Genomic DNA, 24,137 nt, shown 5'->3' with positions numbered 1-24,137 from the left:
AGGAGGGGCGATGCCACGGTCTCGCATTCCGGTCGAGCTGCTGCTGAGCGTGATCGCCAGTTACGTCGTCGGGATCGTGCAGATCCTCGCGGGCATCGCCCTGATCTTCGTTCGCTACGCCGACGGCCTCACGGCGACCGATCGCACGGTCGTCACCATCGCGGGCTCGATCACCATCCTCATCGGACTCCTGGTCGTCGCACTCGCCTCCGGCCTCACGCGGTCCAGACGGGACGCGCGGGTGCTGCTGACGGTGCTGATCTCGATCTCGATCGCACTCGGCGTTCTCGTGCTGATCGCCGACGGCGAGGTGACGGCGTTCCGCCTCATCGACCTGGCGATCTCGGCCGCCGTGATCATCGTCTTGTGGACAGGGCGCGTTGCTCGCTCCTTCGCACGAAGCGACGATGGACGAACCGGATGATCTCGATCAAACCGATGGTCACTACCGAGTAGAAGAGCACCAGCGCCGCCGTCACGATCGACGGGTCGACCAGCACCAGGAACGTGCGGGCGATCGGCACGGAGTAGACGAGGATGAGCCCGACCATCATCGAGCCGATGATGAGGATCTTCCAGCCGTCGATCGGCCGAGAGAGCACGATCAGTACCCACAGGCCGACGATGGTCAGGATGAGCGTCGACCCGGTGCGCAGCTCGGCTTCCGGAATGCCCGCCTGCGTGGCAGACCACGAGTAGGCGAGCAGCATCAGCGCGATCACGGCGCCTGCAGGTGCCGCGAACGAGAGCGACCGCGCGAGGAATCCCGGGATGTAGCGCCGCTTGTTCGGCATCAGGGCGAGGAAGAAGCTGGGCAGCCCGATCGTCAGTCCGTCGATGATCGACAGCTGGCGCGGCAGGAACGGGAACTCCAGCAGGAACGCCCCGAACAGCACCGCCAGCGCGGTCGCGTAGGCGGTCTTCGTGAGGAAGAGCATCGAGACGCGCTCGATGTTCGCGATCACCTGGCGGCCCTCGGCCACCACGCTCGGCAGATGCGAGAAGCGGCCATCGAGCAGCACGATGCGCGCCACGGCCTTCGTCGCGGCGGCCCCGGACTCCATCGCGATGCCCATGTCGGCCTCCTTGATGGCGAGGGCGTCGTTGACCCCGTCCCCCGTCATCGCGACCGTGTGCCCGGCCCGCTTCAGCGCCACCACGATCGCCTTCTTCTGATCGGGCGTCACGCGCCCGAACACGACGTGTTGCTCGAGCACCCGAGCGAGCTCGTCCGGATCGTCCGGCAGGGAACGCGCGTCGAATCCATCCGGAGCATCCAGCCCGACCTGCCGCGCGATCGCCGCGACCGTCTGCGGGTTGTCGCCCGAGATCACCCGCACACCGACCCCCTGCTCGGCGAAGTAGCGCAGCGTCTCCGCGGCATCCGACCGGATGCGCTCGCGGAACGTGAGCAGCGCGACCGGCTCCAGGTCGGCGGGGAGCACCTCGTCGTGGGAGAGCGGTTCGGCGCTGCGCGCGAGCACCAGCGTGCGCCGACCCGACGCGGCGAGCTCGGCCGAGCGCGCCGAGAGTCGATCGTCGGGGAACACCATCTCCGGGCCGCCGAGCACCCAGCTTCCGGGCGCCTCAGCACCGGTCGCCACGTCTCCGAACGAGACGGCACTCCACTTGCGCGCCGACGAGAACGGGATGCGCCCCGTGGGAGCCGTCGCGACCGGATTCGCGTAGTCGGTCACGAGGCAGCGAGCGGTGGCATTCGCATCCGGCTCGGCGCCGTACCAGGCGAGCACCGACCGCCATCCCGCCGGCTGCTCGTCGGAGAGCAGATGCTCGGCATCGAACTCGATGTCGCCCTCGGTCAGCGTCCCCGTCTTGTCGAGACAGATGAGGTCGACGCGGGCGAGTCCCTCGACGGCGGCCAGCTCCTGCACCAGTACCTGCTGCCGCGCCAGCTTCACCGCGCCGACGGCGAACGCGATGCTTGTCATGAGCACGAGCCCCAGCGGGATCATCGCGACGACCGCCGCGATCGTGTTGACCGCGGCCTGGCGCCAGGCCCCAGAACTGAACGTGTCGGCCCAGCCGCCCAACGCGATCACCTGTGCATTGAAGACGAGCACAGCGATCGGGCCGACCACCCAGGTGACCCAGCGGAGCACCCGGTCGATCGACGAGCGCAGTTCGCTGGCGACCAGCGAGAACTTCTTGGCCTGCGCCGACAACTTGTTGGCGAACGAGTCGGCGCCCACGCGGTCGACCTGAGCCGTCCCCTCGCCTGCGACCACGACCGAGCCGGAGAGCACCTCGTCGCCAGGAGCCTTGTCGATCGCGTCCGCCTCACCGGTGAGGAGCGATTCGTCGAGTTGGAGGTGACCGGCCACGAGCACCCGGGCGTCGGCGGGGACCTGGTCGCCGGCGCGCAGCACGAGCAGATCGTCCATCACCACGTCGGCGACCGCGATCGACGTCTCGCTGCCGTCACGCAGAACCCGCGCGTTCGGCGCGTGCAGCACCGCGAGCCGGTCGAGCGCGGCCTTGGCGCGGAACTCCTGAACCGAGCCGATGACGGTGTTGGCGATCGCGCTCAACCCGAACAGCGCGTCCTGCCAGCGGCCGAGCAGAAGCAGCACGAGGAAGCACGCGGCGATGATGCCGTTGAAGAGCGTGAGCACGTTGGCGCGGATGATGCTGCCGACGCTGCGACTCGCATCCTGCCGGAACGCGTTGGTGCGTCCGTCGGCCACACGTTCGGCCACGTCGGCCGCGGACAGTCCGCGCACCGCGTCCGTCGTGCCCACGATGGTCTCACTCGCCATGGCCGCTCCTCCCCTGCGCCAACCCTAGGGCGTGGGATCGTCGCCCGGCAGCGGCGCGGCGCTGCGGGGATCGGTGACGGACGACAGGAACGCGCCCGCCTTCCGGATGGTGTCCTCGACGATCGCGACGTCGGAGCCGCCCATGAAGCCGTGCACCGCGCCCGGCACGACGTGCAGTTCGGAGCGCGCACCCGCATCCCGGCAGCGCTGCACCAGCCGGCGCGCGTCGGGCAGCAACGAGTCGGTCGAGCCGACCGCGACGAAGACGGGCGGCAGCCCGCGCACGTCGGCGGCGAGGTCAGGGGCGTCGTGGAGCCGGCCGCCACCGGCCCAGCGCGCGAAGGCCCATTCGGACAACTCCCGGCCCGGCCCTCCGGTGGCCGTGTCGTCGAACCCGCGCAGGGTGAGGTCGACGTTCGGGTTGGTCAGCACGAGCGCTGTCGCGCCCGCACGCCGAGCGACGGCGAGCGCAAGGGCGCCCCCCGCGGAATCTCCCCAGAGCACGATGCCTCCTGTGCCCGAGTCCCGCAGGGCGCCGACCACGGCGAGCGCGTCATCGCCGGATGCCGCCAGGCTCGCCTCCGGCGCGAGCCGGTAGCCGACCGAGAGCACCGTGACTCGCAGGATGCCCGCGATGCGGCGGCAGTAGGCGTCCTGAAGTTCGAGGTCGCCGAGCACTCCGTAGCCGCCGTGGAGGAACACGACTACGGCGTCGGGATGCGTATCGGCCTGCGGAACGTAGCGGCGAATCGGGACCGTGCCGATCGTGTCGTCGCCGACGGTGCCGGCGAACGGCAACCGGGGCCGTCCGGACGCCCGTTCGGAGGCCTCGCGTCGAAGTCGGTCGATGTCGGGATCAGCCACGACAGCCACGACAGCCACGACAGCCACGACAGCCAGCATGCCAGGTCTGACGATCGCTACGCGTCGCCATCTCTTAAGCAGCAGCGATGTCGATCCCGTGCTTCGCGCGCGCGAGAATGAAGACACCATGTCTCGCATACTGGTCACCGGATCGGCCGATGGACTCGGCTTCGCCACCGCGCAGGCGCTGCTCGCTCAGGGGCACGACGTCGTCGTGCATGCCCGTAATGAGAGGCGGGTGGATGCCGTCCGGCCGCTGGTCGAGCGGGGCGCCGGCCTCATCGTCGCCGACTTCTCCGACCGAGAAGCGGTGCTCGGCGCGATCGCCGACTTGAACGGTCTCGCGCCGATCGATGCGGTGATCCACAACGCCGGCGTGATCTCCGGCGCTGCTCTGATGCCCGTGAACGTGGTGGCGCCCTATCTCGTCACGGCTCTGCTGGCCGGACCGCGCCGCCACATCTACCTCAGCAGCGGCATGCACAGGGGCGGACATGCTTCGCTGGACGGGGTCGACTGGGCGGGAGCTCGCGCTACGCGCACCTACTCCGACAGCAAACTGTTCGTCACCACGCTGATGGCCGCCGTCGCCCGGATCAGCCCGGATCTCCTCAGCAACGCCGTCGATCCTGGCTGGGTGCCGACCAGGATGGGCGGCGCCGGCGCGCCCGACGACTTCGGCCTGGGTCACGAGACCCAGGAATGGCTCGCCGCGAGCGACGATGCGGAAGCCCTCACGAGCGGAGGCTATTGGTACCACCGTCGTCGTCAGCAGGCGCACCCCGCGGTGAATGACCGCTCCTTCCAGGATGACCTGCTGGCACGTCTCGAAGACGCAACCGGAGTGCCCCTGTCGCGATCGCGGTAGCCAACCTTGAATTGTGCACAACCTAATTGCGTGCAATCATTGACTCATGTCCGTGACCGATGAGATGGTGTGCTTCTCCCTCTACGCCGCCACCCGCGCGACGACTCAGGCGTACCGATCGCTTCTCGAGCCGTGGGGGCTCACCTACCCCCAGTACCTCGTGCTGGTGACCCTGTGGATCGAGGGCGATCAGACCGTGAGCTCCCTGGGCGAGCACCTGCAGCTGGATTCGGGAACGCTCTCCCCCCTGCTTCGCCGCATGGAGCAGGCCGGCCTCGTCCGGCGCGAGCGGCGCTCCCCCGATGAGCGTGTCGTCACCGTGACGATCGGCGAGCGCGGCCGAGAGCTCCACCCCCAACTGGCGCACATCCCGGCCAGGATCGCCGCAGGCACGGGCCTGCCCGACGAACAGGCCGCCGCGCAACTCATCGACACCCTCCACCGCCTCACCGAGACCATGCACGCCGCGAGCGCGCAGCAGACAGCGGCCCAGCCCGCCGCCCAGCACTGAACTTCGCACCACCGAACCACGAAAGGCACACATGAACGCCCTCTACACCGCAGAAGCACTCTCGACGGGAGCCGGCCGCGACGGTCGCGTCGCCACGAGCGACGACTCGTTCCAGCTCGACCTCGCCATCCCCAAGGAGATGGGCGGCTCGGGTGCCGGCACCAACCCCGAGCAGCTCTTCGCCGCCGGTTACGCGGCCTGCTTCCACTCCGCCCTTCAGGCGGTCGCCCGCGGCCAGAAGGTGAAGCTGACCGACTCGTCGGTCGGCAGCCGCGTTCAGATCGGCTCGAACGGCGAGGGCGGCTACCAGCTCTCGGTGCTCCTGGAGGTCGTGCTTCCCGGCATCGAGCCCGCCCAGGCACAGGCGCTCGCGGATGCCGCCCACCTCGTGTGCCCCTACTCCAACGCGACCCGTGGCAACATCGACGTCACGATCACCGTCTCGGAGGACTGATCACATGACCGACGACACCATGCGCGCCCTCGTCCACCACGAGTTCGGCGACCCCGCCGCCCTCCTCGCCGTCGAGCAGCGAGCGCTCCCCCAGCCCGGTCCGGGCCAGGTCCGCGTTCGCACGCTGCTCTCCGCCATCCACAACCACGACCTGTGGACGGTGCGCGGCACCTACGGCTTCAAGCCCGAGCTCCCTGCCCAGGCGGGCACGGAGGCGGTCGGCGTCGTCGACGCCCTCGGCCCCGATGTGGATCAGCTCGCTGTCGGTCAGCGCGTCACCACCGGCGGCACCTTCGGCGTGTGGGCCGAGTACTTCGTGGCCGATGCTGCAGGGCTCATCCCGGTTCCGGATGCCCTGCCGGATGAGGCCGCCGCCCAGCTCGTCTCGATGCCGTTCAGCGCGCTGAGCCTGCTGCACTCCCTCGACCTGAAGGAGGGCGACTGGCTGATCCAGAACGCCGCCAACGGCGCAGTGGGCCGGATGGTCGCCCAGCTGGGCGCCGCGCGCGGCATCAACGTCGTGGGGCTCGTACGCCGCGCGGCGGGTGTCGACGAACTCCGTGCGCAGGGCATCGATCGCGTCATCGCCACCGACTCCGACGACTGGCGCGACCGCCTCGCCGAGATCACCGGCGGAGCCGACATCCACGTCGGGATCGACTCGGTCGGCGGCCGCTCCGCCGGCGACGTCATGTCCACACTCGCGGTCAACGGCACGCTCGTGGTCTTCGGGGCGATGGCATCGCCGACGCTCGAGATCTCCTCCGGTGACGTCATCTTCAAGCAGGGCACCATCAAGGGCTTCTGGGGCAGCGTCGTCAGCCGCGAGATGCCGGCCGACCTCAAGGGGAAGCTGTTCGGCGAACTGATCACCCGCGTTCTCGACGGATCGCTGACCCTCCCGGTCGCGGCGACGTACGACTTCGACGAGATCAGCGCCGCCGTGACGGCGAGCGACCAGCCGGGGCGCGTGGGCAAGGTGTTGCTCCGAGCCTGATCGCCGTCGCCTGATCGACGGACCCTGCGGGTCGTCGCGGTCGCTCAGCGGCCGCGACGGCCCGCGAACAGTGTGTACAGCAGAGGGAGTGCCGACGCGACCATGAGCACCGTGCCGAGCACGGCATCGTCTGCGCGCACCACGGCACCGGCGATGAGCAGAGCGCCGAACACGAGCGCGGAGACGAGTCGCCGCGCCGTGCGCTCGAGCCGGGCCACCCGCTGCTCGAGCCGGGGCGTCGCGACCTCCACCGTGCCGTCCTCGAAGCGGTCGATGAGCGCATCCAGCCGCTTGGGCAGCCGTAGCGCGATGCCCGCGATCTCCACGGCCTGCTTCGCAAAGTCCTGAACAACGTTGCCGCCCTCGTCGCGTAGGAGCTGCGCCGCGTACGGCTCGACCGAGTCCCACAGATTGAATCCGGGATCGAGCGCACTGCACACTCCGGAGGTGAGCGACATCGCCCGGATGATCAGCAGGAAGTTCTCCGGCAGCTGGAACGGCAGCGAACGGATCACATCGCCGAACTGCACCGCGAACTGGCGGAACTCGCGTGGGTCGACCTCGCGCAGCTCAGCGAAGCCCATCCCACCGAACCGGGCGAAGAGCTGTGTCATCGCCCTCTCGAGCTGGGTGGTCTCGGCCGAGGGCAGCAGCACGCCGACATCCTGCATCGCGTCCACCAGGCCCTTGCCGTCCCGCGATGCGGCCGCGATCAGCAGCTTCCTCAGGCCGCTGCGGGTGCCGGTCGGCACCTCGCCCATCATCCCGAAGTCGATGAACGTCAGCTTCCAGGGGCGCTCGCCCGGAACATCCGGCGTCGGCGTGACGAAGATGTTGCCCGGGTGCGGATCGGCGTGGAAGAAGCCGTTGGTGAACAGCTGATCGAACATGACCGCTGCGAAAACCGGGGCGACGTCTGCCGGGTCGATGCCCGCCGCGCGCAGCGCCTCGGCGTCGGTGATCTTGATCGCCGTGACGTCTTCGAGGGTGAGCACCCGCCGCGTCGTGCGCTCCCAGGCGATGGCGGGCACGGCGACACGCTCGTCGTCCGCGAAGTCCGCCGCGAAACGCTCGGCGTTCGCCGCCTCATGCAGGTAGTCGATCTCTTCGAGACTCGTCTGCGCGAACTCCTCGACGAGTTCGGGCGCGTCGACGCGGTCGGACACCAGGCGCACGCGGCTGAGCCATCCGCCGACCTTGCGCAGGGCCGCGAGATCGACATCGACGATCGCGTCGATCCCCGGCCGCTGCACCTTGATCACGACGCCGTCGAGACCGCTGTCGGCGGCATCCGTCCGCGTGAGGCGCGCACGGTGGGCCTGCCCGAGGGAGGCCGCGGCGACCGGGGTCTCATCGACCCACGCAAAGGCCCGCTCAAGCGGCACGCCCAGTTCCGCCTCCGCCAGCGCGCGGATCTGAGGGAAGGGAACAGCGGGCACCTCGTCTTGCAGGCCCTCCAGCTCGGCCGTGATCTCGGGTGGTAGAACGTCGAGCCGGGACGACATGAACTGCCCGACCTTGATCATCAGCCCGCCGAGGTCGACCGCGAGCACATGGAAGCGCTGGGCGAAGCGCCGCATCCGCTTCGACCGGGTGCGCTCAGCGACCTTCGCGAGCCCGATGCGCGGCAGGAACAGCTCGTACCACCAGGTGACGGCGAGGTTCCAGCCGGCGAAACGCAGGATGCGACGGTAGCGGGCGCGCGTGGCGCCCGCATCCGTCGATCCCTGTCGACTCCGACGACCCGACGGCACTCGCGTCAGTCCTGGGCGAGGATCGAGTAGAGCCGGCGGCGCGCCTCGTCGAGCACGACCGCGGCCTGCTGGATCTGCTCCGGGGTGCCGGTGCGACGCACCTGAGCCGCCGCCTGCGCGAGTTCGAAGCCCGCCTTCGGCAGAGCGCCGAACCCCGCGTCACCACCGGCGCCCGCGGACTCCCACGGCGCCGCGCCGGCCGCCTCGGCCTCCGCCCGGCCTTCCTCGGTGAGCGCGTAGGTCTTGCGACCGTTCGACTCCTCGGCACTGATCAGGCCCTCATCGGAGAGCAACTGCAGCGTGGGATAGACGGACCCGGCGCTCGGCTTCCAGCTGCCACCACTGCGCTCCTCGATCTCGCGGATGATCTGATACCCGTGCATGGGCTTCTCGGCGAGCAGCGCGAGAACGGCTGCACGCACGTCGCCCTTGCCCATGCGCGTGCCGACGCGCTTCTCGAACGTCGAGCGCAACTGCTCGAACGCCTGCCACATGCCCTCGGCGTTGCCGGCGCCGAAGCCGCCGCCCGGGAACGAACCACTCATGATGTCCTCCTCAGTGAACGTCAACGATACTCAACGATATATCGTTAACCGGTCCTGCGATAGGGGCACGAGCAGGCTGCGGCGAGCGCTCTTGACACGGGATCACGACCAGGAGGACATTCGGGACAGGGCGGTCTCCCAGCGGTGAGGAGCGAAATCATGAGTGCTGCAGCGCGCAACGGGATGCAATCGTGTGCGCATACCTCGACGGAGTCACGACGACCCCAGGTCACCCCGGTGGGCGCCGTCGCGCGAGGTGCCGCCGCGGGCGTGGTCGGCACGCTCGCCATGGACCTGTGGCTCTACGCCCAGTACCGGCGGGAGCACGGTGACGAACCGTTCGCCGAGTGGGAGTTCTCGTCCGACGTCACGGACTGGGACAAGGCCCCGGCTCCCGCCCAGGTCGGGCGACGGATCATCGACGGACTGTTCGAGCGGACGCTTCCCGACTCGCGCGCTCGCCTCACCAACAACGTCATGCATTGGGGATACTCCCTCTCGGGCGCCGTGGTCTACGCGATGGTCGCCGCATCGCTCCGCAAGCCGCGAACCGGCTACGGGCTGATCTTCGGGGCCGGGATGTGGGCGTTCAGCTATGTCATCCTGCCTCCGATGCGTCTCTACAAGCCCATCACCGAGTACGACGCCAAGACACTCGGCAAGGATCTCGCCGCCCACCTCGTCTACGGACTGGGCACGGCCGCCGCCTTCACACTGCTGCTCTCACGCCGAGGCGGCCGCCGCTGACGACCCGCACCACTCGATCCGCCCGATCCGCCCGATCCGCCCCGCCGCGCCCGAACAGAAAGAGGAACCTCCGAATGACCGAGAACAATCGAGACGAGTACCCCGACGAAGCCGGTTACCCGGACGGCGCAGGGTTCCTGAGCGAAACCCAGCCCGAATTGGTCGACGAAGTGAAGGCCGGCGCTGCCCCGAGCACCGGAATCGACTTCTTCATCGTGGACAATGAAGCCGACAAGACGTTCGAAGCCGTCAGCGGCGACACCCTCATCGGCGGGATCACCTACCGCGTGCAGGACGACGTCGTGACGTTGATCCACACCTACGTCTACCCGGAGTTCCAAGGTCAGGGTGTCGCCTCCGAGCTGGTCCGCAGAGTGCTCGACCAGATCCGGTCCGGCGGTCGCACGATCGTCATCGAATGCCCCGTCGTCAAGGCGTTCGTCGAGAAGCACCCGGAGTACCAGTCTCTGGTCTCCCCACCGGCGTGATGGCGAAGCCGGCGGCCCTGGCCGAGGGAGACGGCGGCTACGGCATCCTGCCCTGGTAGCGTGCGGCCGCGGGCGAGCCCAGCCCCGGCCCGGCCGGCGCCACGGCTGTCGCGCGTAGTCCCCTGCGCGATGTGACACCGAGCTTGGTGAACACCTTGCCGAGATGCCACTCGACGGTTCGCGGGCTGATGAAGAGCTGCGCCCCGATCTCCGGATTGCTCCTGCCCTCCGCCGCGAGGCGTGCGATGAGGGCCTCCTGTGCAGTCAGCTCGTTCGCGGTGTCGACCGAGCGGGCGCGCACAGTCTCACCGGTCGCCGCCAGTTCGCGCCGCGTTCGTTCCGCGAAGCCTTCCATCCCGGCCTCGCGGAAGAACTCGTGGGCCCGACGCAGCTGCACCCGCGCATCCATGCGCCGGCCGCTGCGGCGCAGCCACTCGCCGTACAGCAGGTTCGTGCGCGCCAGCGCCATCCGGATGCGCGTTCCACTCAGGCGTTCGGCCGATTCCTGATACGACGCCTCGGCGATGTCGTCGTCGCCGAGCAGGGCACGGCAACGTGCCAGAACGCCGAGCGACCAGTCGGTGCCGCTCGCGCGGGCGATCTCCTCCAGCCGGCCGAACGCGGCCGCCCCGCGCTCCGCCTGGTCGCTGCGCACCGCGGCTTCGACCAGCTCCGGGTAGACCCAGGTCGAGAGCCCCAGCTCGAACGGATGCTCGGCGGCGTGCTCGGCCGTCGCCAGCGCCTCGTCGTACCGTCCGAAACTGTTCAGGAAGACGGCACTCGTCAGCTCCGTTCCCATGAGCCAGAGACCCTCACCGCGCGCGGAGACGTCGCTGCGGCTGACGTCGATCAGCGCACGCGCCTCGGTCTCGCTGCCGCTCCACGCCGCGCGCAGGAACGCGATGTGCGGAGACAGGGCGTTGCCGGTGGCCGCGGTCACCGCGTCCGCCTCGACGGCGAGCGCGAGCGCGGCCGCGAGATCCCCCGTGAAGAGCTCGACGGTGAAACGCTCGGTGAGGGCGATGGGCAGCATGGCGAGGGCGCCGGTCCGCCGCGCGACGGCGACGAGTTGCTCCGTGAGGCCGAGCCAACCGACGTCATCGCCGATCGCACGGGCCGCACGTGAAGCCGGCCAGAGCCAGCGCAGGGCGTCCGCGTCGCCGATCCCCTCTCTCCTCAGCGCATCGAGGGCGCGGCGAAGCATCGGAACGCCTGCGGCGTAACCGCTCCTGACGAGCACGGCGAGGCCGTTCAGCAACAGCTCACAGGCGGTCGGAAGCCTCCTTCCCGAGTCGCCCCAGCGCGCGTCGATGATCGAGTCCGCCACGTCGTCGAGCGCACCACCGCCACCCGCGAGGCGTCCCGCGAAGAGCGCCGCGGTGAACGCGTCGAGATACGTCTCACGCGCCACCGTGGCGTCCAGCGCCTCGAACCGCTTCGCGGCGCGAAGCAGTAGCGATGGGGCCTCGCGCCCGCGCGTGGACGCGAACGAGATCTCTGCTCCGAGCAGTTGCGCCCGTGCATCGTCGAGCTCGCCGAGGGGTCCGGCCGAGGCGATCGCGAGCATGGTGTGCGCCGCGTCGGTGGCACCGGCCTGCAGCCGGGCGTTCGCCGCGGCGAGAGCCCGCCGGGCGCGTTCTGCGGGCTCAGGAGTCAGTTCCATGGAGCGGGTCAGAAATGCGGCGGCCGCCGCCCATCCACCGCGCGCCCGCGCACGGACGGCCGAGGCCTCGAGTTCGGCGGCGACACCCTCGTCCAGACCACCGGCCGCGACGGCCCGGTGCCAGGCGAGGTAGTCGGAGTCACTGTCGCCGATGATGGCCGCCGCGAGCACCTCGTGCGCCCTGCGCCGATCCAGTTCGGAGGCGGCGCGGTAGACCGCGGACCGCATCAGGGGATGCCGGAACCGGACCTGAGCGCCGAGATCCAGCAGGCCGGCCTCCTGTGCCGGTGTCGCCGCATCGGCCGGAATGCCGAGCCGGGCGGCGGCCCTCCACAGCAAGGTGACATCCCCGGACGGGTCGGCGGCCGCGATCAGCATCAGCTGCCGGGTCGGCTCGGGAAGTTGCTCCAGTCGCCGGATGAAGCCCTGTTCGATCCGGCCGGTGAGCGCCGACCGGTCGGCCGCACCGTTGCCGAAGGCCAGCTCCGCCGCGTCCAGGTCGCGCGGCAGTTCGAGGAGCGCGAGCGGGTTGCCGCGCGCCTCGGCGATGATCCGGCTGCGCACCCGCTCATCCAACGGCCCCACGATCACCGAATCGAGCAGGGCCGCGGCATCGGCGTCGGCGAGACCGCGAACGACGAGGGTGGGGAGGGCCGCCAACGCATCGCTCCCATCGCTTCCCTCGCCGGCATCCGTCGCATCCCGCACCGCGAAGACCATCCCGACCCGCTCCGCGACGAGGCGGCGGGCCACGAACGTCAACGTCAGAGCCGACGCGGTATCGATCCACTGGGCGTCGTCGAGAGCGCAGAGCAGCGGTGCGGTTTCGGCCACCTCCGCGAAGAGGCCGAGCACGGCAAGACCGACGAGAAACCGATCCGGCGGCTCGCCGCTCTGCGAGCCGAACGCGACACCCAGCGCCTGGCGCTGAGGCTCGGGGAGGTGGGTGACGCGGTCGAGGAACGGAGCGCACAGCTGCTGGAGAACCGAGTACGCGAGTTCGACCTCCGACTCGACACCCGTCGCCCGGGCGATCACGAAGCCGTCCGCGCGCTGCACGACGTAATCGAGCAGCGCCGTCTTGCCGACGCCCGCCTCGCCTCGCAGCACCAGCACCTGGCTGCGGCCTGATACCGCGTTCGCCAGCACCGCATCCAGCTGCTCGCACTCGCCGCGCCTGCCGTGCAGTGCGCGGCTCTCTTCATGACTCGTCATGGCAACCCACCGCCAGTTCCGACATTAGGGATCGCCGTGATCCCTGGCAAGAGGCGGTCGGCGCCGACCCCCGGGCGCCGGGCGCCGGGGTGCGGACCCGGGCATCTCCCGGGCGCGAAGGGAAAGCGACAGGAACAGGATCGATGACATCAGCAACGAGATCTCTTGAAAGGGGATTGATCATGAACACCACAAGCACACTCACCAGCGCAGCGGTCGACGTGCGTACCGCACTCACCGAGGGCTACGCGGACGTCGGCGAGGTGACACTGCACTACGTCGAAGCCGGCGAGGGACCCCTCGTCATCCTCCTGCACGGTTTCCCGGCCTTCTGGTACACCTGGCGGGAGCAGATCGCGCCGCTCGTGAACGCGGGCTACCACGTGGTCGCACCGGACCTGCGCGGCTACAACCTGTCTTCGAAGCCCGCGGCGTTCACCGACTACACGGCCGACAAGCCCGCCGCGGACATCCGGGGCCTCATCCGGGCGCTCGGGAGCGAGACGGCGACGGTGGTCGGACACGACTGGGGCGGATCGGTCGCCTGGACACTGGCGATGAACAACCCGGAGGTCGTGGACCGTCTCGTCATCCTGAACGCGGCGCACCCGCGCAAGCTGAACGAGGGGCTGAAGAACCCGCGGCAGCTGCTGAGGAGCTGGTACTTCTTCTACTTCCAGCTCGCGGGTTCACCGGAGCGTCGCGCCGCCCGCGACAACTGGAAGTTCTTCACGGGCTTCCTCCGCGACGCGCATCCGGCGTACACGCAGCAGGAGCTGGATCAGTACCGTTCGGCCTGGTCGCAGCAGGGAGCGGCCACAGGCATGATCGACTACTACCGCGCGGCGGTCCGCCTCGGGTCGAAGCAGAAGGTTCTGACCATCACGGCACCCACCCTCGTCATCTGGGGACAGGAAGACCGGTACCTCGGCGCCGACCTCGCCGAACCGCACGCGGAGGACGTACCCAACCTGGTCTCAGTCGAGCGCTTGCCCAACGCGTCGCACTGGGTGCACCACGACGAGGCCGGGCGCGTCAACGAACTGCTCGTCGACTTCCTCGGGGGTGACAGCGGGAGCCTGACCGGCCGATGACGGTTCGTCGGCCGAGAGCGATCGACGAGACGACCGGGGCGTGTGGCCCCGGTCGTCGCGTATCACTCGGGTTTGATCGCGACGCGCCCGCTGCCGGTGCGGGCGAGGTAGAGGCGGGCGCCGGTGCGTGCGATGAATTCGTCGACGGCCTCGCGCGATCCCTGCCACCACCCATAGTCGTCGAGCAGCAGAACGCCGCCCGGCGACAGCCGTTCGTACAGATGCGTCAGCTCGTGCGCTGTCGATTCGTACCAGTCCGTGTCCAGTCGCAGTACGGCGATGCGCTCGGGCGCCTGGCTGGGGACGGTCTCCTCGACCGGCCCCTTGATGAAATGGAGCTTCTCCGCCGGGTAGGGGACCTCATGGAAGCCCTCCTGCACATCCTCGAGGGAGGCGTACGCCCACACCCGGGACGTCTTGTCGTACGACGCCAGCAGTTCGGCAGCGGGCCGACCGTCGCCGCGCTTGTCCCGCGGCCCCGGCTCGGTCATCCCTTCGAACGTGTCGAACAGGTACACGTCACGCTCGTGCGAGCCGACAGCATCCAGCGCCCGGGCGATCGCATGCACGCTCCCGCCGCGCCACACGCCGCACTCGACCACCGCGCCGGGGATGTCGTACCGGGTGACGTAGCGCGCGGCCATGATGACGGCGTACAGCTTCTCGATGTTCGTCATCGTGTACGGCTGCACCGCCCGGATGATCGCGGCGGCCTCCTCGTCGATGTCCGTGGGAATCTTCACAACTGGAGGAGCCTCAGGCACCGACGCGTCGGCCGCTGGTGTGCGCGCCGAGGGCGTGGGCGCCGTCGGTGTTCTCGCCGGCGTCGGGCCGTCGGCACGGGGCCGCGCGCGCCGCAGTTCGTACCCGGTCAGCCGGGACAGGACACCATTGACACGCTTCCGCATCGACACAGTCCACAAGCTACCCCACCGCCGGATGCTCCGGGCCGGCTGCGTCGATCGACACGGTCAGTCGGTCGGTGAATTCGTGCTGCGTCAGGACTCGGACCCGGCCACGTGCATGCGACCAAGCGGCCGTTAGATTAGCTCTCATGACCAACGGTGGGTTACAGAGGCTGTGGCGGAGCTATCGGATCACGTATCTCCTCTGGGTGGGTTGGGGGGTCCTCGCGGCAGGCCTCGCGCTCCTCTTGAGCTATTTCCTGACTAGTGGGACGTATCCGCTTCCCGCGGCTGGCGCATGGAATCTGGCGTTCCCGATCGGCTTTCTGATGCTCGGGTCCATCGTGACGACGATCGGGGTTCTGGTGACAGTCAGAAAGCTGCGTCAGCGCTAGCGCTCGGGCTGCGCCCCGCGCGCTCCCCCAGCTGCCGCGCCTCGCTGCGCTCGGGGCGGCGCCCGGGGTCCCTCGCGGCGGGGACCCCGATAGTCAGCAGCAAGTGACGACAAAAAGAAGAGGGTGACCGCTCGCCATGCGAGCGGTCACCCTCTTCTTTTTGTCGTTACGTCGGGCTGACAGGATTTGAACCTGCGACCCCTTGACCCCCAGTCAAGTGCGCTACCAAGCTGCGCCACAGCCCGATGCTGCTTCGAGGGTGGAGCCCCAAAGCAACTTGACCATACTAGCGTGTCCGCGAGGGAGGTCGTGCCACGAGCGTGAGCGGCCCGAGCGCGTGCGGCGGGAGCGGGACCTCGCATAACTCCGGAAGTTCGAGCCGGGGTGAAGCGCAAGTTCCGGAGTTAGACGCGCAGCGCCCGCGTGTCGCATGAGACTTCCGGAGTTACGCCAGCGCCAGCCCGACCGGCACCACGCCAGCCCGACCAGCACTGCCCACCCCTACTCCCAAACCAATTCCCGCACCTCGACCCCGTACCCCTCCAGCGTCACCGACGACACCGCATCCCCCGCCAGCGTCTGCAGCGCACCACCCGACACGACCGGCGACACGGTCACCGACGCCGGATGCTGCGACACGAAGAACACGAACCGCCGCCCGTCGGCATGCACCAGCGAGTCCACGAACACGAGCGGATCGTCCAGCACGACATCCCGTTCGAGGTCGGCGACGACGGCCAGCGCGTCGTACAGCCGCCACGTCTCCTCCGGGTTCACGCGCGGCAGCGCCGAGGCGAAGTACTCGAACGGGTACGTCGACAGCACGGCCCGCCCCGACCCGTGCGACTGCGACACGATCACCGGATTGTCGTGCTGGTCGACCGCGATGATGGTCCCCGTCGTCGCCGACACCGGGAGGAACGACCGCGAATGCTCATTGCCTGCGGCGGCGAACGAGAGCGAGGTCCCTTCCTCGATCGAGCCGAACGACGAGAGGAACCGCACGGTGACCACGTCGTCCGCCACCGGCTCGACGAGCCCGTACGCCGACTCGCGCTGCACACCGAACAGCTCCTCGGTGTACGCCCACCAGGGCCCGCGCTGCACGCCGATGTCACCGGCGCAGTACGACGCGTAGACGGTCGCCCCGGCCGAAGCGAGTTCTCGAAGCTGCAGCCACGTCGGACCGCACAGTTGCTTGACCGACGGCAGGATGTACAGCCCGTACCCGGACGGCACTCCCCCGTCCTCCTCCTCGCGCACCACGGCGACGGGCACGTGCGCCTCGTGGGCGGCGACGTACGCCTGCTCCCCGGCGGCGACGATCAGCGCGCGCTCCGCCTCCTGCGTGAACGGGTAGTCCGCGGCGAGGTGCGACGGCACGACCAGTGCCGCGTCGACCGACGAGCGCGTGACCGAGGCGACGTCGATCGCCGCGAGGTCACCGGCGAACCGGGCGAGCTCGAGCAGCGGCGGCTTCGGCGCACCGGAGGAGTCCGTGATCCCGAAGTGCAGCTCGAACGGGTGATGCGAGTACGGGCGCTGGCCGACGAGGTCGTCGTAGTCCGTGTTGTTCCAGGCGATCCAGCCGGTCGCGCCGGCGAGCAGCGTGTTGTAGAGCAGCTGCCGGTAGTACGACGCAGCGCCGGATGGCGAGACGAAGTCGCTCGTCAGCCCGAACTCCTCCATGATCACCGGCAGGCCGGCAATCTGGCACAGTTCGGCGATGTACGCGGCCTTGAGGTGCTGGCGGGTCTGGTCCGACTCCATGCGGTACACGTGCGGCCCGACGAAGTCCGTAAAGGCGGCGATGTCGACGGACGAGAAGCCGTTGTCATGCCCCGTCGTCTCGATGCCCCAGGCGCCGTCGCCGACGGCGACCGGCTGCGTTCCGCCGCCCGCGCGCACGGCGTTGACGAGCAGCGACGCCCACGCGTTGACGATCGGGCGCGGCGCCTCACCCCCGTAGATCGGCACCTCGTTGGTGAGCAGCCAGCCCGCGACAGCCGGATGCGCGGCGAACCGCGCGGTCAGCTCGCGCACGTACCAGGCCTGCCGCCCGACGAACCAGACGTCGCTGTACAGGTCGCGGCCGTCACGCCACGCCGGGTCCCAGTTCTCCCCCGACATGTGACCCACGAGGAAGGTCGGCACGGTGGTCATCCCGACCTCGCTGTGGGCGTCGAGGAAGTCGTGGAAGTTCTCGATGCACTGCTCGTCGAGCGTGTCGGGGGTGGGGTGGAAGTCGGGCCAGTAGAAGAACGAGCGGGTCATGTTGAGGCCGTGCTCGGCGAGGACCCGCAGTTCTTCTCGCACGACCGCCGGGTCGTAGCGGGTCCACATGAGCGGGCCGCCGGTGCGCGACCAGAAGTTGGCACCCAGCCAGATGGCCGGGGCTCCCTCGACGGAGAGCAGGGGTGAAGGGCGTTCCATGATGCCTTTCCAGAGAACGATCGGTAAAACAGGGAGGCGACGGCCGGCGGCAGGAGCTACTTCACGGCGCCCGCCGTCAGGCCGGCCACGAACGAGCGCTGCAGCAGCAGGAACGCCACGACCACCGGGATGCTCACCACGAGCGAGGCCGCCATGATCTGGTTCCAGTAGACGTTCGTCTGGGTCGAATAGAGCTGCAATCCGACGGCCAACGTCCTGTTCTCATCCGTCGTCATCACCGAGGCGAACAGCACCTCACCCCAACTGGTCATGAAGGAGTAGATGGCGACGGCGATCAGCCCGGGCTTCGCGGCGGGGAGGACGACGTGCCAGAGCGCACCCATCGGGCCACTCCCGTCGACCATCGCCGCCTCGTCGAGATCGCGCGGGATGCCGTCGAAGTAGCCGGCGAGCATCCAGATCGAGAACGGCAGCGCGAAGGTCAGATACGTGATCACCAACCCGAACCGCGTGCCGACGAGCTGGATGCCGACAGCCTGGTTGATGTTCACGAAGATCAGGAACAGCGGCAGCAGGAACAGCACACCGGGGAACATCTGCGTCGAGAGCACCGTGGTGCTGAAGACGGTGCGCCCCTTGAACCGGTAGCGCGAGATCGCGTAGGCCGCGAAGATCGCGATGATCAGCGACACGATCGTGGCGGATCCGGCGACGATCAGCGAGTTCACGAAGTACGACGCGAGCGGAACGGTCGACCACATGTCGATGTACGGCTGGAACGTGATGTGCTCCGGCCACCAGGTGAAGGCTCCCTGAACATCCGGAAGCGATTTCACCGACGACGTGATCATCACGTAGACCGGAACGGCCGTGAAGATCGTCAGTACGAACAGGACGACCCAGCGGAAGGTCTTGGACGAGGCAGTTTCACGCACGACGCGACCTCCGGTTGATGACCAGCAGGTAGATGCCGGTGACGATGAGCAGGAAGATCAGCAGCAGCACGCTCATGGCGGCGCCGGAGCCGAAGTTCCAGGTGAGGAAGGAGGCGTTGTAGATGTGGAACGAGATGAGGTCGCCGGCCGCTGGTTGAGCGTTGCCGAACAACACGAATGGTGTGTTGAAGTCGTTGAACGTCCATAAGAACATCACCAGCAGCAGCACCGTGTTGACCGGGCGCAGCATCGGCAGGGTGATCGCGCGCCAGGTGCGGAACGGCTTCGCGCCGTCGACCGCCGAGGCCTCGTAAACCTCTTCCGGGATGCTCTGGAGTCCGGCCATCAGCATCAGGAACGCGAAGGGCCAGAGCCGCCAGATGGCGACGATGACGATCGACCAGAACGCGTTGCCGCCGATCAGCCAGAATGGCTTGTCACCGGGAAGGTTCAGGTTGTCGAAGAGGAAGTGGTTGACCGCTCCCGTGTCCTTCTGGAGCATGAACTTCCACGCGATGATGCCGGCGTACATCGGCAGCGCGTAGGGCACGAGGAACAGCGTGCGGAAGAAGCCGCGGCCGGCGAACTTGCGCTGCAGCGCGACGCCGGCGGCCATCCCGAGCCCCCACGAGATGCCGACGACCAGGATCGTGAAGCCGACGGTCACGGTGAACGACTGCAGGAGGCCTGCGCCGATGGAGCTGTTGAAGTCGAGGGCGACGGCGTAGTTCTTGAACCCGACGAACGGGGCTTCGCTCCAGTTGGCGATGAAGAACTTCGTCAGCTGGAGGAAGCTGATCCAGATGCCCGTCAGCATCGGGATCACGTGGATGAAGATCTCGAAGATGATGGCCGGCGCCAGGAGCACCAGCGGAATCCACCACCCCTTCTTGCGCTTGCGCTGTTTGGGCGGGGGCGTTGCCACCGCACGTTCGGTGGCGATGGGAGCGCTGAGGGAGCCTCCGGCTGATGTCGTCGTCGACATGTGGATCCTAAACCTCGGGGATTGTCTGGTGCTGCCGGGGCGGCTCACGACGGTGTTGAGTCGTGAGCCGCCCACGGCGGGCGGATGCGCGGTTACGCTATCCGATCGACTGCTCGACCTGGTCCTGCGCGGTCTTCAGAGCGGCCTTGATGTCCGCCTCGCTGACCGTTCCACCGGTGGCGACCTTGGCGAACATGTCGTTCATCGCCTTGCCGACGGTGTTCTCGAACTGGTCCTCGGCCGGAACCAGCGGCAGCGGCTTCGACATCGTGTTGTAGATCTTCTGGAAGGTCGCAGCCTCTTCAGCGTTGTCGGTGAAGTTGGCCTTCGCCCCGTTGAGCACCGGGAGGGAGGCGTACGGCTTGCCCAGCGTGGTCTGGGTGGACTCGCTGGTCATGAACTTCACGAACTGCAGCGCCGCATCCTTGTTCTTGGTGTTCTTCATGATCGACAGGTTGATGCCGGCGACGTGGCTGGCGACCGGCTGGCCGCCCTCGGGTGCCGGGAACGGAACCACACCATAGGCGTCGGACTTCATGCCGTTGGCAGCGATCGACGAGTCGGCGTTGTTCTGGTTGAGGATCATCGCGACCTTGCCCTTGGCGAAGTCGTTGACCGCCTGCACACCGTTGTCGTACTGCGCGTTCGACGTGTTGACGACCTTGTCGCTCTGCATCAGGTCGACGTAGCGCTTGATGCCGGAGACGACGCCGTCGGAGGTGAACGTCGGGTTGCCCTTCGAGTCGAAGAGCTCGGCGTTGTCCTGAGCCGCGTTGATGAACGCGAAGTGCGCGTTCTCGGTGTAGCTGCCTGCCGCGAGCGCGAAGCCGTACTTGCCGCCGGTGGTCAGCTTCTTGGCGTCGGTGACGAGCTCTTCCCAGGTCGTCGGCGGCGTGACGCCGGCGGCGGTGAACATCGCCTTGTTGTAGTACAGGCCGTAGGCGAGACCGTAGAGCGGAACGCTCGTCTTGGTCTTACCGGGCGCGCCACCCGTGTCGAGGGCCGTCTTGACGAACTTGTCCGCGCCGCCGATGGCCTTCATGTTCGCGTCGTCGAACGGCAGGAACGCGCCGGTCGCCTGCAGCGAAGCCGCCCAGGTGTTGCCGATGTTCAGCACGTCGGGACCCTGACCACTGGTGACCGCCGTCTGGATGCGCGTCTGCAGGTCGTTCCAGCCGATGACCTCGAGCTTGACCTTGATGCCGGTCTTCTTCGTGAAGTCGTCGAGCACAGGGGTGAGGACCTGCTTGTCGTTGTCGAGGCTGGTGCCCTGGTTGCTGGCCCAGTACGTGATCGTGGATCCGCTGGCATTGCCGGTCGACCCGCCCGATCCGCTGCACCCGGCTGCGACGAGGCCGATCGCGGCCGCGATCGCGCCCGCGAGAATGACGCGTTTTCTCATAGTGACTCCCTTGTCTCTTGGTGGGTGGCGCGGAACGCCACGGGACCGATGCTAACTTAACCGGTTCAGTTGTCAAGAGGGCCCGCGAAAACGATATCCAGACGAGACTCGGGTGTCTACGCGAGACCGGTCGTGCCCCTTACAACCGTACGCTCGCCGGGATGCTCGTGGTGCGCACGACCAATTCGCTCGGCCGGGCGCGCGTGTGCTCCGGGGGCAGACCACGCAGATTGTCGAGCAGCAGCTGCGTGCTGCGACGCCCCTGCTCCTCGGGGAATCGCGCCAGCGCCGTGATCGGGCGGGCGCCGAGGCGGCAGAGCAGGGAGTCGTCCCAGCTGACCAGCGCCACGTCGTCCCGCCCCAATCGCTCCAGTGCGTTCGACGCTCCCAGCGCCAGCAGATCGTTCGACGTGGCCACCGCCGTGATCTCCGGATGCGCGCGCAACTGCTGGGTCACGATCCGCTCACCCTCCTCCGAGCTGTAGTCCGAGCCGACGAACGAGGCGCGCGCTCCGTGGTGGGCGGCCCGGGCGGCGACCGCGTCGCGGCGGTCGTGCTCGTGTTCGAACTCGAGCGGGCCCGTCACATGCAGCAGGCGGCTGTGGCCGAGCGCGACGAGGTGATCGACGATCAGCTCCGCGTCACCGCGCACGTTGTAGACGAGCACACGGCCGGGCGCGATCTGGGGGCGGGCGCCGTGCAGCACGAACGCGAGGCCGAGGCTGTCGAGCAGTGCCGGACGCGGGTCGTCGAGGGCGATGTCGAACAGGAGCACGCCGTCGACCCGGCCCTCGCCGCTCCACCGGCGGTAGGTCTCGAGGTCCTGCCCGGGATGCGTGCCGACCATCCGCAGCAGAAGCGCCTGATCGCTCTCGGCGAGAACGCTCTCCACGCCGGCCAGCAGGCTCATGTAGAACGGTTCGGTGCCGAGCAGGCTTGGATCGCGCCGCAGCACGATGCCGATCGCGTCGGTGCGCGAACGCGACAGTGCGCGGGCGCTCGAACTCGGGTGCCAGCCCAGCTCCCGCGCGAGCTCGAGCACGCGTCGACGGGTCTCATCACTCACCCCCGGCTGCCCGTTGAGGGCGTACGAGACCGAGGCCTTCGACAGCTGAAGCTGTTCAGCGAGACCGGCGATCGTCACGCGGTTCACGTCTCGGCACTCCTTCCCGCTGGGATGTCGCGCCTGGTCATCGGCGCACGAATGGCGGCGCCACGACAACAACGGCGCTGGGTCAACAGTAGCCAGTGCCCGCCGAAGTGGCGGTGGACGGCGCGTCAAGGCAGCGTGTCGGCGGGGGCGGAACATGCGCTACCCGAAAGCGCAGAGAGCTTCCCCGCCGACACCGGGCGTTCGTCCGTCCGGCCGCTGCGCAATGGGCGTCGAGACGCGCAGAGCACACCGAGAGGCGGACGACCGCCCAGGACTCCACCCCGCAGCGGAGTCCGGTCGAACGACGACGGGATGCGAGACGCACTGGGGGGCGCACGTCGCAGGCATCCCGCCGCCGAACCCTTACTGGGTGGTGCTATCACCGCCCAGCAGCTTGTCGATCTCGTCCTGGGTCAACGGGGTCCAGGGGGACGAGTCGGGGTTGGAGGACGCGGCTTCCGGGCTATCGGCCTGCGTCCACCACTTGGCTTCGAACGGCACGCCCTCGAAGAGCACGCGGGTGCCCTTGTCGTAGGCGGTGGTGCCGCTCCAGTCGGGGAAGGTCCCGGCCTTCAGAGTGGGCTGAGGGATGGGCGTCTCGCCCGGCAGCACGGGGCCGACGAGGGTCCACGGCGTCTCCCATGCGTTCAGCACGGGGTTGTCGGGAACGTCGCCCTTGGTCCACCACTTGGCCACGTAGACGTTGTGGTGCCAGACCACCTTCGTTCCCTTGAGGTACGAATCGTCGGTCGCCCAGACCGCGTACGGCGAGTGGGCGGGATCGTCGGCGACGGCCGCGGTCGAGGTGGGCTCCGCGGTGGTCACAGCGGACTCGCCGAGCGAGATGCGTCCGTCGAAGTGTGCGCTGAGGAGCGAGGCGAAGGTGGTCTTGCCCTGGCTCACGCCGCTGCAGGCGTCGGAGACGACCGTGGTGTCGACATAGTTCGATCCGCAGGTCTTGTCGCGGTTCGCCGACCACATCGACATACGTCCGAGGCCCTTGGAGGTCGCCCACGTGTTGAACGTCTTGGCGTCGGCGAGGGTGAACACCTCCTTCTCGATGTCGTTCTGGCCGATCATCGGCGTGGCACCGATCTTGGCCCAGAGACTGGGGTCGCTGAGGTGCGTCTTGTTGCGGTCGTAGAGCACGCCGAGCTGGTGCTGGGCGGCCGAGACGGCCTGCTCGGAGGCGGCGACCATCGACTGCTTCGCATCCTTCGACGTCCCATAGTCCATCGTCATCAGGTTGACGCCGGCGATGTCGACCTTGGCGGCGAGCATGGCCGCGATCGCGTCGGTGGCGTCGGAGGTCATCCCGCTCGGAGCGACCGGGAGGGTCAGCCAGACGGCGAGGCTCTTGCCCGCCGCCCGCCGCTCCTGCTGCAGGTCCGCGATGGCGGATGCCCGACGCGTGCTCGCTGCAGCGTCGCTGAGTCCGGCGCCCTCGAGGTCGAGGTCGATCGTGCCGACCTCGTAGCGGTCGACGACCGTGGAGTACGCCTTCTTCAGCTCCGTCTCGTCGATGCACGACACCGCGAGCTCGTCGTTGCGCTGGCCGCCGAACGACACCGCGACGGTGCCGCCCTGCTGCTGCAGACGGGCGATGCGGCGGTCGAGGTCGAGCGATGCGCGGGCCTGGTCGAGGGTGTACGCGGCGCCCCAGGTCGGCGTGCAGCCGTCGGAGGCCGAGGCGACGACGAACGACAGCACGGCATCCTTGGTCTTCGTCGCACCGAGGTTCTCGAACGCGAACCGCGGGGTCGCGGTCACGTCGACGTACGCGGCGAACCACGGCTTGGCTTCGACGGACGCCTTGGCGCTCCACCACTGGAACCCGACCACTCCGGCCGAGACGACGATCGCGGCCACCAGGGCTGCCCCGATCACGCGCAGCGGCGACAGGCGACGGCCACCGTCGGAGTTGCCTCCGGTCGGCGCCTGGGCGTCGCGGTTCTCGGCAGCCTGCTGCTGTTGCTGCTTCTTCACGCGGG

At 68.6% G+C, this 24,137-nt stretch carries 20 protein-coding genes and 1 tRNA gene; 8 read left to right on the top strand and 13 right to left on the bottom strand.

Annotation, left to right across the window (positions count from 1 at the left end; genetic code table 11):
• The first annotated feature begins 10 nt into the window (after positions 1-10).
• On the top strand, positions 11-424 hold the full coding sequence (locus PKE84_RS13295; protein ID WP_271177737.1) for a hypothetical protein: 414 nt from the start codon (positions 11-13) through the stop codon (positions 422-424).
• On the opposite strand, the gene PKE84_RS13290 is transcribed toward PKE84_RS13295, so the two are convergent.
• Positions 357-2,777, bottom strand: coding sequence for an HAD-IC family P-type ATPase (locus PKE84_RS13290; protein ID WP_271177736.1), 2,421 nt, complete (start codon positions 2,775-2,777; stop codon positions 357-359). The two genes, PKE84_RS13295 and PKE84_RS13290, sit on opposite strands and share 68 nt — an antisense overlap.
• A gap of 24 nt (positions 2,778-2,801) precedes the next feature.
• On the bottom strand, positions 2,802-3,668 hold the full coding sequence (locus tag PKE84_RS13285; RefSeq protein WP_271177735.1) for an alpha/beta hydrolase: 867 nt from the start codon (positions 3,666-3,668) through the stop codon (positions 2,802-2,804).
• Positions 3,669-3,768: 100 nt separating this feature from the next.
• Between PKE84_RS13285 and PKE84_RS13280 the strand changes: the two genes are divergently transcribed.
• Genes PKE84_RS13280 through PKE84_RS13265 form a run of 4 tightly spaced genes read left to right on the top strand, consistent with a single transcriptional unit; the run spans position 3,769 to position 6,471 of the window.
• Positions 3,769-4,509 carry an SDR family NAD(P)-dependent oxidoreductase gene (locus PKE84_RS13280; protein WP_271177734.1) on the top strand — a complete coding sequence of 247 codons (741 nt, stop codon included), beginning with the start codon at positions 3,769-3,771 and terminating at the stop codon, positions 4,507-4,509.
• 46 nt (positions 4,510-4,555) lie between these two features.
• On the top strand, positions 4,556-5,020 hold the full coding sequence (locus PKE84_RS13275; RefSeq protein WP_271177733.1) for a MarR family winged helix-turn-helix transcriptional regulator: 465 nt from the start codon (positions 4,556-4,558) through the stop codon (positions 5,018-5,020).
• Between the two features lie 31 nt (positions 5,021-5,051).
• Positions 5,052-5,474 (top strand): organic hydroperoxide resistance protein, encoded by a 423-nt coding sequence (locus tag PKE84_RS13270; protein ID WP_271177732.1) that lies wholly within the window; start codon positions 5,052-5,054, stop codon positions 5,472-5,474.
• Between the two features lie 19 nt (positions 5,475-5,493).
• Positions 5,494-6,471 carry a zinc-binding dehydrogenase gene (locus PKE84_RS13265; protein ID WP_271177940.1) on the top strand — a complete coding sequence of 326 codons (978 nt, stop codon included), beginning with the start codon at positions 5,494-5,496 and terminating at the stop codon, positions 6,469-6,471.
• Between the two features lie 44 nt (positions 6,472-6,515).
• Here the strand turns inward: PKE84_RS13265 and PKE84_RS13260 are convergent, their stop codons facing one another.
• Positions 6,516-8,225 (bottom strand): ABC1 kinase family protein, encoded by a 1,710-nt coding sequence (locus PKE84_RS13260; RefSeq protein WP_271177731.1) that lies wholly within the window; start codon positions 8,223-8,225, stop codon positions 6,516-6,518.
• A gap of 5 nt (positions 8,226-8,230) precedes the next feature.
• A complete protein-coding gene (locus PKE84_RS13255) occupies positions 8,231-8,770 on the bottom strand; it encodes a PadR family transcriptional regulator (RefSeq protein WP_271177730.1) in 540 nt (179 codons plus the stop codon).
• 159 nt (positions 8,771-8,929) lie between these two features.
• On the opposite strand from PKE84_RS13255, the gene PKE84_RS13250 reads away from it, so the two are divergent.
• Together PKE84_RS13250 and PKE84_RS13245 are read left to right on the top strand one after the other, a co-directional pair.
• Positions 8,930-9,517 carry a DUF1440 domain-containing protein gene (locus PKE84_RS13250; RefSeq protein WP_271177729.1) on the top strand — a complete coding sequence of 196 codons (588 nt, stop codon included), beginning with the start codon at positions 8,930-8,932 and terminating at the stop codon, positions 9,515-9,517.
• A 74-nt stretch (positions 9,518-9,591) separates the two neighbouring features.
• A complete protein-coding gene (locus tag PKE84_RS13245; protein WP_271177728.1) occupies positions 9,592-10,005 on the top strand; it encodes a GNAT family N-acetyltransferase in 414 nt (137 codons plus the stop codon).
• Positions 10,006-10,042: 37 nt separating this feature from the next.
• On the opposite strand, the gene PKE84_RS13240 is transcribed toward PKE84_RS13245, so the two are convergent.
• Complete coding sequence (locus tag PKE84_RS13240) at positions 10,043-12,883, bottom strand: helix-turn-helix transcriptional regulator (protein WP_271177727.1); 2,841 nt, start codon at positions 12,881-12,883, stop codon at positions 10,043-10,045.
• A 182-nt stretch (positions 12,884-13,065) separates the two neighbouring features.
• Between PKE84_RS13240 and PKE84_RS13235 the strand changes: the two genes are divergently transcribed.
• Positions 13,066-13,977 carry an alpha/beta fold hydrolase gene (locus PKE84_RS13235; RefSeq protein WP_271177726.1) on the top strand — a complete coding sequence of 304 codons (912 nt, stop codon included), beginning with the start codon at positions 13,066-13,068 and terminating at the stop codon, positions 13,975-13,977.
• Positions 13,978-14,039: 62 nt separating this feature from the next.
• Here the strand turns inward: PKE84_RS13235 and PKE84_RS13230 are convergent, their stop codons facing one another.
• From PKE84_RS13230 to PKE84_RS13195, 8 genes are all read right to left on the bottom strand, one after another.
• Positions 14,040-14,720, bottom strand: coding sequence for a TylF/MycF/NovP-related O-methyltransferase (locus PKE84_RS13230; RefSeq protein WP_271177725.1), 681 nt, complete (start codon positions 14,718-14,720; stop codon positions 14,040-14,042).
• Positions 14,721-15,448: 728 nt separating this feature from the next.
• Positions 15,449-15,522: transfer RNA gene (locus PKE84_RS13225), tRNA-Pro, on the bottom strand.
• 256 nt (positions 15,523-15,778) lie between these two features.
• Entirely contained in the window at positions 15,779-17,710 is a 1,932-nt protein-coding gene (locus tag PKE84_RS13220) for a glycoside hydrolase 5 family protein (protein ID WP_271177724.1), read from the bottom strand.
• Positions 17,711-17,766: 56 nt separating this feature from the next.
• Positions 17,767-18,606, bottom strand: coding sequence for a carbohydrate ABC transporter permease (locus PKE84_RS13215; RefSeq protein WP_271177723.1), 840 nt, complete (start codon positions 18,604-18,606; stop codon positions 17,767-17,769).
• A complete protein-coding gene (locus PKE84_RS13210) occupies positions 18,599-19,591 on the bottom strand; it encodes a carbohydrate ABC transporter permease (RefSeq protein WP_271177722.1) in 993 nt (330 codons plus the stop codon). The genes PKE84_RS13215 and PKE84_RS13210 overlap by 8 nt, the downstream gene beginning before the upstream one ends.
• Before the next feature lie 97 nt (positions 19,592-19,688).
• Positions 19,689-20,993, bottom strand: a complete 1,305-nt coding sequence (locus tag PKE84_RS13205) for an ABC transporter substrate-binding protein (protein ID WP_271177721.1) — start codon at positions 20,991-20,993, stop codon at positions 19,689-19,691.
• A gap of 139 nt (positions 20,994-21,132) precedes the next feature.
• Positions 21,133-22,146, bottom strand: coding sequence for a LacI family DNA-binding transcriptional regulator (locus PKE84_RS13200; RefSeq protein ID WP_271177720.1), 1,014 nt, complete (start codon positions 22,144-22,146; stop codon positions 21,133-21,135).
• Positions 22,147-22,509: 363 nt separating this feature from the next.
• Entirely contained in the window at positions 22,510-24,132 is a 1,623-nt protein-coding gene (locus tag PKE84_RS13195; protein ID WP_373877145.1) for a chitinase, read from the bottom strand.
• Between the last annotated feature and the right edge of the window lie 5 nt (positions 24,133-24,137).

This window comes from Leifsonia poae, assembly GCF_027921845.1.
Classification (GTDB): Bacteria; Actinomycetota; Actinomycetes; order Actinomycetales; family Microbacteriaceae; genus Leifsonia; species Leifsonia poae.
This window is presented reverse-complemented; position numbering and strand designations above follow the sequence as displayed.